At 69.1% G+C, this 14,818-nt stretch carries 14 protein-coding genes; 10 read left to right on the top strand and 4 right to left on the bottom strand.

The window, feature by feature from the left end:
- Window positions 1-6: 6 nt before the first annotated feature.
- Window positions 7-1,431, bottom strand: a complete 1,425-nt coding sequence (pyk, locus tag JOD27_RS32755) for a pyruvate kinase (protein ID WP_204766187.1) — start codon at window positions 1,429-1,431, stop codon at window positions 7-9.
- An 85-nt stretch (window positions 1,432-1,516) separates the two neighbouring features.
- Between pyk and JOD27_RS32750 the strand changes: the two genes are divergently transcribed.
- Window positions 1,517-1,834 (top strand): VanZ family protein, encoded by a 318-nt coding sequence (locus JOD27_RS32750; protein WP_307830463.1) that lies wholly within the window; start codon window positions 1,517-1,519, stop codon window positions 1,832-1,834.
- Here JOD27_RS32750 and JOD27_RS32745 read toward each other — a convergent pair.
- Entirely contained in the window at window positions 1,788-2,429 is a 642-nt protein-coding gene (locus JOD27_RS32745) for a DUF2461 domain-containing protein (protein WP_204766185.1), read from the bottom strand. The genes JOD27_RS32750 and JOD27_RS32745 overlap by 47 nt on opposite strands.
- Window positions 2,430-2,504: 75 nt before the next feature.
- Here JOD27_RS32745 and JOD27_RS32740 point away from each other — a divergent pair, with 75 nt between their 5' ends.
- Complete coding sequence (locus JOD27_RS32740; RefSeq protein ID WP_204766184.1) at window positions 2,505-4,424, top strand: helicase-associated domain-containing protein; 1,920 nt, start codon at window positions 2,505-2,507, stop codon at window positions 4,422-4,424.
- A 52-nt stretch (window positions 4,425-4,476) separates the two neighbouring features.
- Window positions 4,477-7,341 carry an NACHT domain-containing protein gene (locus JOD27_RS32735; RefSeq protein ID WP_204766183.1) on the top strand — a complete coding sequence of 955 codons (2,865 nt, stop codon included), beginning with the start codon at window positions 4,477-4,479 and terminating at the stop codon, window positions 7,339-7,341.
- On the opposite strand, the gene JOD27_RS32730 is transcribed toward JOD27_RS32735, so the two are convergent.
- Window positions 7,331-8,143: a DNA/RNA non-specific endonuclease gene (locus JOD27_RS32730; protein WP_204766182.1), complete on the bottom strand. Its 813-nt coding sequence runs from the start codon at window positions 8,141-8,143 to the stop codon at window positions 7,331-7,333. The genes JOD27_RS32735 and JOD27_RS32730 overlap by 11 nt on opposite strands.
- Window positions 8,144-8,224: 81 nt before the next feature.
- Window positions 8,225-8,677: a COG4315 family predicted lipoprotein gene (locus JOD27_RS32725; RefSeq protein ID WP_204766181.1), complete on the bottom strand. Its 453-nt coding sequence runs from the start codon at window positions 8,675-8,677 to the stop codon at window positions 8,225-8,227.
- Window positions 8,678-8,840: 163 nt separating this feature from the next.
- Between JOD27_RS32725 and JOD27_RS32720 the strand changes: the two genes are divergently transcribed.
- The 7 genes from JOD27_RS32720 to JOD27_RS32690 all read left to right on the top strand — a co-directional run bounded on the left by JOD27_RS32720 (window position 8,841) and on the right by JOD27_RS32690 (window position 14,806).
- Window positions 8,841-10,067: a CHRD domain-containing protein gene (locus JOD27_RS32720; protein WP_204766180.1), complete on the top strand. Its 1,227-nt coding sequence runs from the start codon at window positions 8,841-8,843 to the stop codon at window positions 10,065-10,067.
- An 80-nt stretch (window positions 10,068-10,147) separates the two neighbouring features.
- Window positions 10,148-11,047 carry a tetratricopeptide repeat protein gene (locus JOD27_RS32715; RefSeq protein WP_204766179.1) on the top strand — a complete coding sequence of 300 codons (900 nt, stop codon included), beginning with the start codon at window positions 10,148-10,150 and terminating at the stop codon, window positions 11,045-11,047.
- Between the two features lie 374 nt (window positions 11,048-11,421).
- Window positions 11,422-11,745: a hypothetical protein gene (locus JOD27_RS32710; RefSeq protein WP_204766178.1), complete on the top strand. Its 324-nt coding sequence runs from the start codon at window positions 11,422-11,424 to the stop codon at window positions 11,743-11,745.
- The gene (locus JOD27_RS32705; protein ID WP_204766177.1) at window positions 11,742-13,100 is read left to right on the top strand and encodes a PPE domain-containing protein; all 1,359 of its coding nucleotides are present in this window, start codon (window positions 11,742-11,744) and stop codon (window positions 13,098-13,100) included. The genes JOD27_RS32710 and JOD27_RS32705 overlap by 4 nt, the downstream gene beginning before the upstream one ends.
- Window positions 13,097-13,822, top strand: a complete 726-nt coding sequence (locus JOD27_RS32700) for an ESX secretion-associated protein EspG (RefSeq protein ID WP_204766176.1) — start codon at window positions 13,097-13,099, stop codon at window positions 13,820-13,822. Before JOD27_RS32705 ends, JOD27_RS32700 begins: the two co-directional genes overlap by 4 nt.
- Window positions 13,782-14,102, top strand: coding sequence for a hypothetical protein (locus JOD27_RS32695; protein ID WP_204766175.1), 321 nt, complete (start codon window positions 13,782-13,784; stop codon window positions 14,100-14,102). Before JOD27_RS32700 ends, JOD27_RS32695 begins: the two co-directional genes overlap by 41 nt.
- Window positions 14,099-14,806 (top strand): hypothetical protein, encoded by a 708-nt coding sequence (locus JOD27_RS32690; RefSeq protein WP_204766174.1) that lies wholly within the window; start codon window positions 14,099-14,101, stop codon window positions 14,804-14,806. Before JOD27_RS32695 ends, JOD27_RS32690 begins: the two co-directional genes overlap by 4 nt.
- Window positions 14,807-14,818 lie beyond the last annotated feature (12 nt).

Raw genomic sequence — 14,818 nt, 5'->3', positions numbered from 1 at the left:
GAACTCCTAAGCGTGGTCGTCCTCCCCCAGCCGGTGCACCCGGATGAGGTTCGTCGACCCAATGGTGCCAGGCGGCGATCCGGCGACGACGACCATGAGGTCACCGGCCGAGTAGCGGCCGATCTCCAGCATGGACGTGTCGACCTGGCGGACCATCTCGTCGGTGGACTCCACGCGAGGAACCAGGAAGGTCTCGGTGCCCCACGTCAGCGCGAGCTGCGAGCGCACCGACTGCTCCGGCGTGAACGCGAGCAGCGGGAGGTGCGTGTGCAGGCGGGCCAGGCGGCGGACCGTGTCGCCGGACTGAGTGAAGGCGACCAGGGCCTTGGCGTTGAGGCGCTCGCCGATGTCGCGGGCCGCGTAGGAGATCACGCCGCGCTTGGTGCGCGGGACGTGGGTCAGCGGCGGCACGACGACCGACTCGGTCTCGACGGCCTCGATGATGCGGCCCATGGTCTTGACCGACTCGATGGCGTAGCGGCCGACCGAGGTCTCGCCGGAGAGCATCAGGGCGTCCGCGCCGTCGAGGACCGCGTTCGCGACGTCGGACGTCTCGGCGCGGGTCGGGCGGGAGTTGACGATCATCGAGTCCAGCATCTGGGTCGCGACGATGACCGGCTTGGCGTTCTCGCGGGCGATCTGGATCGCGCGCTTCTGCACCAGCGGCACGTGCTCCAGCGGCAGCTCGACGCCCAGGTCGCCGCGGGCGACCATGACGCCGTCGAAGGCCAGCACGATGGCCTCGAGGTTGTCCACGGCCTCCGGCTTCTCGATCTTCGCGATCACCGGCAGGCGCCTGTGGCCGGACCGGTCCATGACCTGGTGGACCAGGTCGATGTCCGCCGGGGAGCGCACGAACGACAGAGCGATGAAGTCCACGCCCAGCTGGAGCGCGAACTCGAGGTCCTCGATGTCCTTCTCCGACAGCGCGGGCACGGAGACGTCCATGCCGGGCAGGGAGAGGCCCTTGTTGTTGCTGACAGGTCCACCCTCGGTGACCTCGCACACGACGTCGGAACCTTCGACGTCGACGACCACGAGGCCGACCTTGCCGTCGTCCACGAGCAGGCGGTCGCCGACCTTGGCGTCCTTCGCGAGCTCCTTGTACGTCGTGGACACGCGGTCGTGCGTGCCTTCGACGTCCTCGACGGTGATGCGGACCACGTCGCCGGTGTTCCAGTCGACAGGACCCGCTGCGAACCGGCCGAGCCGGATCTTCGGGCCCTGGAGGTCGGCCAGGATGCCCACGGCGCGACCCGACTCGTCGGCTGCCGCTCGGACCATGTCGTAGACCTGCTTGTGGTCGGCATGGCTGCCGTGGCTGAAGTTCATCCTGGCCACGTCCATACCGGCCGCTACCAGGTCGCGGACCTTGTCCGGCGTGCCAGTGGCGGGACCGAGGGTACAGACGATCTTTGCGCGTCGACTCACGTCTAGAGAGACTAGTCCTGGTTCCTGGACCGATCCCGAACTACCCGTGGGTAATGTTCTGGCAATGGGGCGATTCCTTCCGTTCGTGACCGCCGCGTTGCTCAGCGTCGTCGTTTTGTTCACCCCCGAGTCAGGTGTGCCCACCGCGCCGCCGGGTACGGACAAGGTCATCCACACCCTGCTGTTCGCGTTGCTCGCCTACACCGGCCTTTATGCGAAGATTTCTCGCATTCTTCCGCTGCTGGTGGTCTACGCAGGCGTTTCGGAAGTGCTGCAGCAACTGATCACGCCACTGCACCGCAGCGGGGACGTGCTGGACGCGCTCGTCGACGTGCTGGGCATCGCGCTCGGCTGGTTCACCTGGACTCGGATACGCCGACGTGGTCCTCGCACCACGCGTTGAAGTCCTTGAGCTGCCGCCACGACTTGCGCACGCGGTCGAGGCACGCCGGCTCGTGCAGCACGTCGTCCGGCTCCCAGACCTTCCGCACCCAGATCGACCGGTGCCTGAGCAGGTCGAGGTGCGGGTGGTCGTCGGCGAACCCGCGGGGCTTCGACTTCATCACGTCGCCGTGCAGCTCCCAGCCCTGTTTGACCAGCTTGTCGATGATCTTGCGCAGCAGCACGCCGTGCGCGTCGACTGAGGCGCGGTAGCGAGCGAGCTGGTCGGAAGCCATGTGGTACGACCCGCCACCGGTCGCCAGACCTTCCGAACTCACCTGCACGTAGTACGCGCCGCCGCCGCGGCCCTTCTCGACAACGCCTCCGCAGTGCGTCTTGTACGGCGTCTTGTCCTTGGCGAACCGCACGTCCCGGTACGGCCGGAACACCTTGCCCTCGCCGAACTCCTTCTCCAGCGCCGCGAGCAGGGCCTCCATGGGCGCCTTCACGTCGCGCAGGTACGTCTCCTTGTTGTCGTCCCAGTACGCCTTCGAGTTGTCCAGTTCGAGACCGTCGTAGAAGTCGATGGCGTACTCGCCGAAACCGCTGAACGTCACCGCAACAGCCTAGGCTGATCGCCCAAGCGCGTGAAATTCGTTTGAACGCACACAATCACGGCCATAATCAGATGAATGGCCCGCCGTATCAACGCGCTCGCGACCTGGCTTCACCGACTCGAGCCGGACGAGGTGGCCGCGATACTCCTGCACCGGCGCGACGTGGCGGACCGCTACATCCGGACGCTGAAGGACCTCGCGACGCAGCTCACCGACTCCGACTCGGTGCACGCCGCCGAGGACACACTGGACCAGGGCGCGCTCGACGTGCTCGGTTCGATCGTGGCGATGGGCAACACCGGGACGATCGATCAGGTGTGCTCCGAGCTGCACTGTTCCGTCGGCGAGTTCGAGCGGGCGTTCGGCCGGCTCAAGGAACGCGCGCTGGCGTGGCCGGACGGGGCGAAGCTCATCGCGGTGAACTCGGTGCGCGCGACCGGGGCCGTGCGCGACCAGCTCACGTCGCGACCTCCGGCCCCGCGCCTGCGCAGGGCGTCGGCGGTGACGCCCGTGGTCGTCGCGATGTCCACTGTGGACGGTGTCGCACGGTTGCTGGCGCACTGCGAGCAGGAAGGGTTCGACGCCCGCTACACCGGTGGCGTGGCAACGGTCGAGATCCGCCGGGTGGCGCGGGCGTTACGGGTCGCGGACTCCGTGCTGCGGCTGTGGCTGGAGCTCGCGGTCGAGGCCCAGCTCATCGGGGTCGAACGCCACCGGCTGCTGCCGACCAGGCACGGTGACGCCTGGCTCGACTCGCATCCGGGCGCCCGGCTCGCGGCGCTCGTCGACGCCTGGCGGCGGATGGACTGGCGGCCTGAGCCGGACCAGGCGCGGGCGGCGTTGCGCGACTACCCCGGTGCCGCCGGGCTCGCGTTGCGGCGCACGACGCTGGAGCGGTTCTCGGCCGACCAGGCCTTCGTGGACGTCACCGAACTGGTCGACGACCTCGTGTGGGAGCGACCGGCCGTGCACGATCCACGTGCGACCGCGGCCGTGATCAGCGAGATCGAGTCGCTGGGACTGGTCGCCGGTGGCGCGTTGACGCCGTTGGGAGTGGCCGTGAAGGACGAGGGTGACGTCGAGGCCGCCGCCACCGACCTGATGCCGCCCGCCACCGAGAAGGCCGCTTTCCAGACGGACATGACCGCGGTGGTGAACGGGCTGCCGTCGCCGCACCTGAGCGCGACGCTGAACCTGGTGGCGGACCTGGAGGACAACGACGCGGCACGGGTGTGGCGCCTGTCCGCCGGGTCGGTGCGGCGTGCGCTGGACACCGGGCTCACGGCCGAGCAGGTGCTGGCGAAGCTCGCCGCCGTGTCGGAAGCGCCGTTGCCGCAGGTGATCGAGTACCAGGTGCGGGACGTGGCGCGGCGGCACGGGCAGCTGACCGTGACCGACGTGGCGAGCTGCGTGCGGTCGCAGGATCCGGCGCTGCTGCAGGAGATCGCGAGGTCGAAGCGGCTGGCGTCGCTGAAGCTGCGGTTCCTCACGCCGACGGTGCTGGCGTCCGCGCAGCCGATGGCGGAGACGCTCGCGGCGTTGCGCAGGACCGGGTACGCGCCGACCGGGCTGGATGCCGGTGATCAGTCCATTGTGGAGCAGGTCGAACGACGGCGGGCGCCCGCTCGCGGCGAGCGGCGGCCCGACCGGTGGTGGCGCACCGAGATGGACGACCTGGAGCTGACCCAGCTCGCAGTCCGGCTGGTCGAGCAGGAACGGCCGACGGTCCGGCGGGGCACGCCGCGGGCCAACGCGGCGCGGATGCTGCGCGACCAGAACGTCTTCCTGCGTGACGAGGAGGTGCTGATCCTCGCGTCGGCGCTGGTGGACGGCAACCGGGTCGAGATCAGGTACGCGAGTGGTCCGCGGCAGCTGGAGACGCACGTGATCACGCCCGCCAAGCACCTGGAAGGCGTGCTGAGCGCGGAGTGCGAGGACGGGTCGACGCGGGAGTTCGACATCGGCCACGTCCGCAAGGTCGCGGTACCCGCATGAACACCTGGTGAAGTCCCGGTTCGGCCGGTGATCACGCGCTGATACTGGAGATATGGCCGATCCGTTTTCCGCCGGGCTGCTGATGGTGCTGGAGACCGTGCTGGAGCGCGTGCTGGTCGGTCTCTTCGACGTGGTGCACAAAGGCGCCAAGGACAAGAAGCGCCAACGAGAACTGACCAGGCCGGGACCGCTGGTCGAACGGGTGAGCGCCGAGCTCTCCCGCGGTGAGCTGAGCACCGTCGAGCAGCACGAGTGGCAGGCCGCGGTGGACGCGGCGCGCGAGTCGATCGAGGCCGCGTTGCCGCTGCGGGACGACGAGGCGCTGCGGGTGATGCTGACGCCCGAGTCGTTGCGGGCGCACGTGCTGTCCCGGTCCGAGAAGATCCGGCGGTCGGCCGGCCTGTCCGACCTGGCGACGGCCGTCTACGACGCGTTGCTGCTGCGGGTGTGCGTCGCCGTCGTGGAACTGGTGTGGTCGCAACCGGAGTACGCGCGGCGGCTCGCGGTGGAGACGTTCCGGATCGGCCGGGCGACAGCGGATGCCGTGGCCCGGCTCGCTGACCAGCAGCAGCTGGCTCTGGTGGCGGCGCATCGGGACTTCGAGGACCGCTACGCCGACCAGGTCGCGCACTCGCTGGGCGGGCTGGAGCTGTTCGGGGTGTCGCGGGGCCGGGCGCCGCGGCGGCACTCGTTCGACAGCTCGTACGTGTCGCTCGCGGTGGCACGGGTCGGCGACACCGACGAGCTGACAGGGGCCGGGTTGCCGGTGGCGGCCGCGCTGGCGGACACGCCTCGGGTGTTGATCCGGGGTGGTGCGGGCGCGGGCAAGACGACGTTCCTGCGCTGGCTCGCGATGAACGCGCTGGGCGAGACGCGGACCTCCGGCAACGAGTGGCTGGGGCTGGTGCCGTTCTTCGTGCCGCTGCGGCAGTACACGACGCTGCCGAAGCCCGAGGAGTTCATCTCGTCGACGGCCTCGATGATCGAGGAGGAGAAGCCGGCGGGATGGGTCACCGCGCGGCTGCGGGAGGGGCGGGCGCTGGTTCTCGTCGACGGCGTGGACGAACTGGTGTCGGAACGGCGGGAGGAGGCGCGCCAGTGGCTCTGCCGGCTGGTGAACGCCTATCCGGAGGCGCGGTACGCGATCACCACCCGTCCCGCCGCCGTACCGGAGGACTGGATGGAGGAGTGCGGCTTCACGGCGTTCGACCTGTTGCCGTTGAGCGACAAGGGAGTCCGCGACTTCGTGGAGGCCTGGCACACCGCCGCGCGCGACGAGCCTGGGCTGACCCGCGACGCGCGGGTGTGGCTGACCGAGTGCGAAGGGCGACTGATCTCAACGCTGGCGAGGCGGCCCGACCTGCGGCGGCTGGCGTCGAGCCCGTTGCTGGCCGGGCTGTTGTGCGCGTTGCACCAGGACCGGAACATGCACCTGCCGCGCGATCGGCGGTCACTCTACGAGGCGGCTCTCGACCTGTTGCTGGTGCGGTGGGACGAGGACCGCGGGCTGGCACTGCCGTCGTTCTCCAAGGAGGAGCAACTCGTTCTGCTGCAACGGTTCGCGTACTCGTTGGTGCGAAACCGGGAGCTGATGGTGCCGCGTTCGGAGGCCGTGCACCGGCTCGGGAACGCGATGCGCGGGTTGCGGTCGCACGACCTCGACCCGGACGAGGCGATGCAGCGGTTGCTCGAACGGGCGGGACTGCTGCGGGAGGTGTCGTCCGAGCGGGTGCAGTTCGTGCACCGGACGTTCCGGGACTACCTGGCGGCCAAGGAGGTCGTCGACGCCGGTGACCTGAACCTGTTGGTGGACAGGGCACATCTCGACGAGTGGCACGACGTCGTGGTGATGGCGGTCGCGCACGCCCGCCCGCGCGAACGGGCCCGCGTGCTGATGGAACTGTTGGCGGGCAACGACGACACGCGCAAGGACGAGCGCGGACGGGACAAGCTGCGGCTGCTCGCGCTGGCGTGCCTCGACCAGGCCGACGTGATCGAGCCGGAGACGGCACGGGAGCAGGTGACGCGAGCCGCCGCCTCGCTGATCCCGCCGAAGAGCTTCGCGCACGCCGACGCGTTGTCCGAGGCCGGGTCGTTCGTCGTGGACCTGTTGCCCGGCCCGGAAGCCGCGGAGGAGGCCGCGTACATCGTGCGGACGCTCGCCAACATCGGCGGTGAGGCCGCGTGGGAGCGGATCGCGGAGTTCGTGGCCGTCGATCACGCGATGGTCATCGACGAGCTGCTGCGGGCGTGGCGGAACACGCCGGACGCGGAGAAGTACGCCAGGTCAGTGCTGTCCAAAGTGGACTTCGGCGACCGCAGGGTGGACGTGCGGGGCTGGCACCGCATCCAGTTCATCATGCACCTGGAGAAGCTGCGGTACGTGCGGTGCATCGGCAACATCAACCCACTCCACCCGCTCGGCGCGATGCCGTCGCTGCACCGGCTCGAGCTGTGGCAGAACGAGGTCATGCGCGACCTCTCCCCGCTGGCGGGCTCCCGGTCGTTGCGGGAGCTGCACCTGAGCCGGTGCCGGCCGCTCGGCCGGATCGACCTGTCGCCGGTGAAGGACCTCGACGAGCTGCACCTGCACTTCAGCCGGGTCGAGCTGGCGTCGCTCGCAGGCGGCTCGGTGCGGCGTCTGCAGATCCGCGACTCGGGGACCGACGACGGGCTGGCCGCGCTGCCGGACCTGCCCGCGTTGCGCGAGCTGGCGATCGACCACCGCCCGCCCTACCCGTTGGCGGGGCTGGAGCGGTGGCCGACCATCGCGGTGCTCGAGGTGTTCGGCGTGCCGTCGGCGGACGACCTGCGCGCGCTCCCGGCGTTGGAACACCTCGTCGTGCACCAGCCGGAATCGCTTGCCCGGCTGGAGGAACTGCGTCAGCGACTACCTGCCGTGCGCGTCACCACCTGATGTCGGAGAGGCTGTCGAGCGGCTTGCGCTCGGTCTCGTCGAGCAGCTGGACCGACGCGGTGTCGGCGGCGTGCAGCTCGGCGGGGAAGGTGAGGTTCACCCGCTTCTCCAGCTCGGTGAGCGACACCTGGAACACGCGGAACTCGTCCAGGTCGAGCGCCTCGGCCAGGACGAGGTTCTGCGTCAGCAGGAACGCGCTGCAGCGCAGCTCGCCGTTCACCACGAACGCGATCGCCTTGTAGAACTCGCGCGGGATCGCGACGCCGCGGAACAGCCTGTCGTCGGCGTTGAAGACCGGCCCGCCGTACACGCTGACCTTGAGGTTGTCGACGTCGACGTCCGCGAGCACGGCCTCTTCGAGCCGGCCCCAGAGCCCCTGCTTGGTGCTCTGGTTGAAGTCGTCCATCTGCGGTGTGATGTTCGTGAAGAAGAACGAGTCCTTGTTCGCCTTCTGCGCCTCCGCCTTCTCGCCCCAGCAGAGGTCGGCCCGGCGGGCCAGATGGCCGCGGTCGAGCCTGTTGTCGCGGTAGAGCTCGTCGCCGACCTGGAACTCGGCCGGGACGCGCGGGTCCTTGACGAACGGGATGTTGCTGCGGCTCAGTGCCTTCAGCTCACCGCCGTCGATGTTCCACGCGACCCAGATCGCGAACCTGCGCGACTTGCTCATCGCGAGCGAGAAGTGCGTGTAGTGGATCGTCGTCGAGTCGTCGAGCTCGACCGCGTCCGCGGCTCCGGACTCGGTCAGCACCGGCATCCCGGCGATGGTCCCGAGGAACTTCGCGTCAAATCCTGCATTGGTCATGTGTCGCCCCCTACTGGTTCACCTTGGGGGTCGACTCATCTCATGTGACCGTTAGCCGGACACACCCGAATGGCTCAGTGTTCACACGGTCTTCTTGACCAGTTTGCCGTCCGGGGCGACCGCGAACCACTCGTCGTCGACGCCCTGGCCGTTCAGGTCGCCCGCGACCTTGTCCCCCACGTAGTAATAGAGGGGCCACTTTCCGTACACGGCCTGGGAGCTCTCCTCGACCTTGGAGACCAGCTTCGCGTCCACGCCGTCCTTCGCGTCCACTGTGGACTCGGAGGTGAGGGCAGGCCAGACGGCGATGCAGTCGGCGTCGCACGCGCTGGCCGACTTCTCGTCCTTGGTGAACGCGTAGAGCGTGCGTCCCGACTGGTCGACCAGGATCGGCCCGAGGTCGGACTGCGCGATCCTCACCTCGGCCTTCACCGGCGACTCCTGCTGCGAAACCTGTTGCGGTGCATCGTTTCCGCAGGCCACCAGTGTCGCGAGCAGTGCGGGCAAAGCGAGAATTCCCATACGTGCGTGCATCTTCGTCTCCTTGCGAGGTGTCCCTGTTCCGACGACGACACGGCCACGAGCCTCCTTTGGTTCAACCAAAATTGGTTGAACCGGATCTGATCGGCATCCGTGTTGGTGGTGTCGGGTCCGCCAGACCCCCCGACTCCCACTGAGGAGCCTTGGAGTAGATCCCATGTCTCGCAACAAAACTGTCGCTGCCGCATGCCTGCTGGGCGCCACGCTCGGCCTCGCGGTGGTGACGCCGGCGTCCGCCGCTCAGGACGCGGTGACCGTCAAGATCACGAACCAGGCCGGGTACGAGGCCACGTTCTGCGCAGCCGACGTCCTCGAAGGGCGTTGCCTGGACGGCGCGAAGAAGGGCGAGTCGCGCACCTTCACCGTGAAGCCTGGCAACGGCCCGATCGAGGTCCGCGTGGTCGTGAAGAACGGCGGTTCGGCCTTCCAGAACTTCACGCCGGACGGGCCGACGCTGAACATCGATGCCGGTGGTTCGGCCGCCGACCCGACGGCGACGAAGGTCGACAACGGCGGTGGCCACGGTGGCCACAACCCCGTTCCGACGCAGCCCGCGCCGGAGCAGCCCACACCCAGCCCGGTGAAGGGCAAGCCCGTCTTCTTCTCGGCCGACCTCGACGGCAAGCAGGAAGTCCCCACAGCGGGTGGTCCGGCTGTCGGTGACTCGGACGCCTCGGCGAAGGCACTGGTCGAGGTGCGCGGCGACCGCGTCACGTTCGCGGTCGAGTGGAAGAAGACCTCGCAGCTCACCCTCGGGCACATCCACCAGGGCAACGCCGGCCAGAACGGCCCGGTGAAGGTCAACCTCTTCAGCACGCCGATGCCGGAGACGCTGTCCGCGGCCGCCGGCCAGACCGTGATCGACCCGAAGCTCGCCGACGACATCCGCAAGAACCCGGCCGGCTTCTACGTGAACCTGCACAGCACCGAGAAGCCCGGCGGTGCCGTCCGCGCGCAGCTCAAGCCTCTCGGCAAGCACGTCAACCCGCTCGACATCATCAGGGGCGGCAAGCTCCGCGCGCTCTCCAACGGCCGCAACGAGGTGCCGGTACAGGACGGCCCGAAGGTCGGTGACCCGGACGGCCAGGCCGTCACGTTCGTCCAGCCCTCAGGCAGCGGCGTCGACTTCTCGCTGGCGTGGGTGAACATCGACGCGCCGACGCTGGGCCACGTCCACCAGGGCGTCGCGGGCCAGAACGGCCCAGTGAAGATCACGTTCTTCGGCACCGCCGTCCCGCAGGGCATCTTCGCGGTCTCCGGCACGGCCGCGGCTGACAAGGCCACGCTGGACGCGCTCAGGAAGTCGCCGAAGGACTTCTACTCGAACCTGCACACCGGTCCGTTCCCCGGTGGAGCCGTTCGCGGCCAGTTCACTTCTCACTAGCCAGACCATCCGAACAGAGGCGCCTCGGCCGCGACCCCCCCGGCCGAGGCGCCCCCCATTTCCGGGGTAGATTGCTCCGAATGGACGCCGCCGACAAAGCCCGCCTCCTCGACGAAGATCTCGAGGAGGATCGGGAGGGCTTTCTGCTGGACGCCGCCAGGGCGTGGCGCGAGGCGGGAGACCACGACCGGGCGATCGAGCTGCTGACCGAAGCGATCGAGCTCGGCATCGAGGATCACGACCACCCGAGAGTCCTCCTGGCCGAGGTCCTGTTCGACCTCGGCCAGGACGGCGAAGCTCGGGCTCAGCTCCGCGCTCTTCGCAAGACGTGGCCGGACTCCCCCGACCCGTACGAACAGGCCGGCGACCTGATGTGCAGACGCGGCGAGTTCGAGGAAGCGCTGAACTGGTACGACCTCGCGGTCGCTCAGGAGGAACCCCGCACCCTGGCCGACCGACCTCTCGCCATGAGCCGGCGCGAGGTGCGCCACAAGCTCGGCCTGCCGGAGGACGATCTGGACAAGGCGGCCGAGCCTGCGGCACGCCGCTTCGAGGAGATCGTGCGGCAGGCGAGGGCGACGATGGCCGCCGAGAGGGCCGCCAAGAAGTCCGACGAGGGCATCGAGGGGACGATCGTGGGGTTCTGGCCGCGTGCCGAGGTGCCGCGCGCCCACGAGAAATGGCCGGAGCTCGTGCCCCACGCCGATGTCGACACCTTGATGCGTGACGCGGAGCTGGACCGCCGCGAGATGTACGAATCCGGCGAGCGCTTCGTCATCGTGCCGCTGGTGGTGGACCGCCTGACCGAGCTCGCGAGCCGCACCGGCAGCGATCCGATGGACGAAGAGACCCTGTGTGCCTACCTCATCGAGGCCCTCAACGACGACCTCGCCATCGGGTGGCCGCCGGAGCCGAACGCGCCGTGCTGGTGCGGCTCCGGCAGCACCTACGGGCAGTGCTGCAGCCAACTGAGCCAGTAGACCGTCGCAGCTATCTCTTTGGATGGTGACGCTGAGAGTGATCTCGGCGGGGACCGCACTTCGATCATGAAGATCGCGCGCTCTCATGGCCGCCACCTGCACGGTTGGCGGTAGTCGCGGCGACGTGCGTGAGGGCGTGACGATCCGGGCTTTCGGTGACCAGTGACCAGACCGCAAAGCCCCTGCCCGGCTCAACGGAGCACAACCAAGCCACGACAGGCCACCAGGAAGGGGACCGCGCGATATACGAGACGTAGATCGCCTGCATCTCGCAGCATTCACCCGAAAGAACTTCCGTTCTCACTCAACGGAACGGCGAGCCGTACAAGATTCGTCCCAGATTCGTCCGATCCCCCGTCGCCACACTCGGATCCATGAATGCAGGGGGAAGCGGCGTCACGGTGCAGAAGGAGAACGTCCTCGCGATCGGTGCGGCCTTCCACGCCGAGGCCGAGCGCATCGACGGGCTCGTCAGCGCGTTCGCCGAGCAGGTGATGACGAGGCCCGCGATGGGTGATCCGGCGAGCGCCGACTACGCCGCGGCGCTGGGCCGGCTGCTCGCGACCAACCCCGACTCGTACGTCGCGCGGGCTCGCGCCTACGTGACGGAGCTGCGCGGGGTCGCGACGCAGTGCGAGGAGTCGGCGCGGGCCTACGGGTTCACCGACGAGGAGATCCGGACGGCGTTCAGGGGGTGAACGAGGTGATCGGGTACTACCGCTACGAGGGATATCCGCTGGAGCAGAAGATCGCCTGGATCAGGCAGGGCACCGGGCCGAGCGCTCTCACCGGAGCGCAGGACGCGTTGCGGAGCCTGAGCGTGGCGCTGATCGAGTCCGAGCAACGGCTGCACGACATCGTCACGAAGCTCGGCGGTGCGTGGTCGGGGGCCGCCGCGGACGCCGCCGGAGCGGCGATGAAGCAGACGGCGACGTGGTCCGGTGAGACCGGGGAGCTGACCGGGGACGCGTGGACCAGCGTCGAACTGCAGGCGGAGCAGGTGGAACGCGCCCGCAGCCTCACGCCCGGTTCGGCGCCGGCGGCAGAGTACGGGTTCGACGACGCGCTGGCGGACAGCTTCAACGCCACCAGCGGCGGGTTGTTCGACGTGCAGACCAACTTCGACGAGCAAGCCGCCCGGCGCAAGGCGATCGACGAGGAGGTCAACCGGATCCTCTACGCGCACGAGGCGGCGTCGCGCACGAACCTCGCGGCCGTTCCCGCGCTGGCGGAGGTTCCGCGGGTCACGGCCGACTCCGTGCCGCCCGCCACCGACTGCCTGCCGGTCGGCCCGGTGCAGACCACCGACCAGCAGCCGCCGGACATCGCGAAGACCGGCGACCAGCGCAGGAGCGGGGAACACGATCAGAAGCAGGACAAGGACGACGACAAGAAGACCAAGCAGGACAAGGAGGAGAACGACAAGCCCGGCCAGGTGGAGCCCCAGCCGGATCGCGAACGCACGACCACATCGGCGGTCACGACCCCCGAGGCCAGGCAAGCCGTTCAGGAGCAGCAGGGCCAGCAGCAGAACAACACCAGGGCCAGCAGTGTCCACAATGGACTTCCGACACCAGTGGGCGGAGCCGGTACCCCGGTGACCGAGAGGCCGGGTGTCCTGCCCCGCACCACTCCCGGCACGGTCTCGACGGGTTGGGCGAATGGCACCGGACCTGGCCGGACAGGTGCCGGGACAACGAGCCGGACAGGTGGCGGGACAACGAGCCGGACAGGTGGCGGGACAACGAGCCGGACGGGCGTCGGCGGTCTCGGGAGCAGCGCGATCACCGGCAAAGGACGTGACCAGGCCGTGGCACCGGGGAACAGGACCGGCGTGCACACCGCCTCACCGCAGTCCTCCGCCCGTGGCGGCCTGTCGGGCCAGAGCCGTGCGGGCCAGGCGCTCGGCGGGGGCTACGGGCCACACGCGGCCGCGCACAGGGATGAGGACGCCGAGCACACCGACAGGTACTACCAGGGCGACGACGGCATCTTCGGCCTCGACGACCTGAGTGGTGTCGCTCCTGCCGTGCTGGGAGAGGAGGCGGAGTGATCGCGTTGTCCACCACGGAGTTCGAGGTGTGCTGGCACGAGCTCGGCCTCGGGCCGCTGCCGCTGGTGCTGGACGTGCCGAGCGAGGGACGCACCGAGGCCGAGCGCCGCGAGGTGGTCGCGCGGGCGAAGCGCGTGCTGCGCCACCCCGACCTCGAACGGCACCTCGTCGTGCTGGCGAAACACGACTGGGCCGTGGACAGCCGGGTCCTGGGCGGCGGAAAGCGGTTGCGGGCGCGCGGGGCGGTGTCCGGCAACCGCGGGGTGGTCGCCGTGCACGAAGGCCACAACATCACGTTGAGGCCATTGGCGTCCGACACGGTGGCGATGAGCCTGGCGTTGCTGGCAGGGGAGGTGCCCGCGGCTCGCGGCAGTGCCGTGAACGTGCGTGCCGACGCTCTCGACGCCGTGCCGTCGGACGACCTGCGCCGGATGGCGGAAGCGTTGGTGGCACGGGGAGAACGCCCAGCCGACGTGCGGGGGCTGGTGCGGCTGTGCGAAGGGACGCACACCAGGGGGCAGTTCAGCACCCCCGGAGTCGCGGATGTCGTGGCGTTCCACGACACCCCGCTCGGCCGTTGTCTGCAGCTGCGCCGCGACGGGTGGGTGACGGTGCTGCCCGCCACGACCGCGCAGGTGGCCGGCCGGATCAGGCAGTTGACGCGAAGTGAGGGGGAAAGGCGTGCCGGACAAGAAGGTCGACATCCAGCTGTTGCGCGCTGAGGCCGACCGCGCGGCGAGCGCGGGACGGCAACTGGCCGCGGCCCGCGAGAAGCTGACCGCACTGCGGGAGCTGTTCGGCGGTGACCACTGGGGCGCGTCCGCGGAGGGGAAGGCCCTGCGGGACGCGTTGGTGGGCATCGTGGACAACCGGCTGCGGGAGGTGGGACAGCTCGTGGCGGCGGCGGACAAGATCCGGGACGGGCTGCGGGAGACGGCGGACCTCGAGGAGAAGACCGAAGAGGCGATCCTCGACTCGTTCAGGAAGACGCCGATCTCATGATCTCGCGGAATCCCGAACACACCGAGATCGTGACGATGGCGGGACCGCTGGTGCCGGTCATGGTGCTGGTGGGCCTGGATCCGGTCGACGACGTCGAGAAGCTCAACATCAACTACGACCTGTACGCGAAGGGCGAGGCGACCATGGAGGCGGTCTTCGCCGACGTGCGCAACGCCGCGAACGACCTGGACCGGCTCCGGGACGAGGTCGGGGCCAGGTGGGAGGGCAGTGCCGCCGGTCAGTTCGACCGCTACGCCGAGAGGGTCGTGGTGGCCGGTGCCGCCGAACGCTCGCTGATCGACGCGCAGGACAAGGCGACCACCGACTTCTTCAAGGAGGTCAAGAAGAACATCCAGGACGCGCACGGGGCGATCATGGACGCGCTCTCGGGAGCGCTGACCCTCGCCAATCCCGCGATGGGCGTCGGCGTGGAGATCAAGAGATGGCTGGGCGGAACCGGCGAGTTCCCGGACATCCCGGTGCCCACCGACCTCGCCGGTGTCGCCGAGATCGTCATCAAGGCGCTGGGAAACCTCGCCGACCTGCCCAAGAAGTTCGGCGAGGCCAAGATCGAGGCGGCGCTCGGCCCGCTCGCGTTGCGGGACACCGCCGACTTCCGGATCGCACCCGACTACTCGCAAGGTGCGGTACCGACGGGCTTGGACGGTAACGAAAAGAACGCCGAAGCCTGGAACATCCGGTGAAATGTCTGGGAT

Source organism: Lentzea nigeriaca (genome assembly GCF_016907955.1).
Taxonomy (GTDB): Bacteria; Actinomycetota; Actinomycetes; order Mycobacteriales; family Pseudonocardiaceae; genus Lentzea; species Lentzea nigeriaca.
This window is presented reverse-complemented; position numbering and strand designations above follow the sequence as displayed.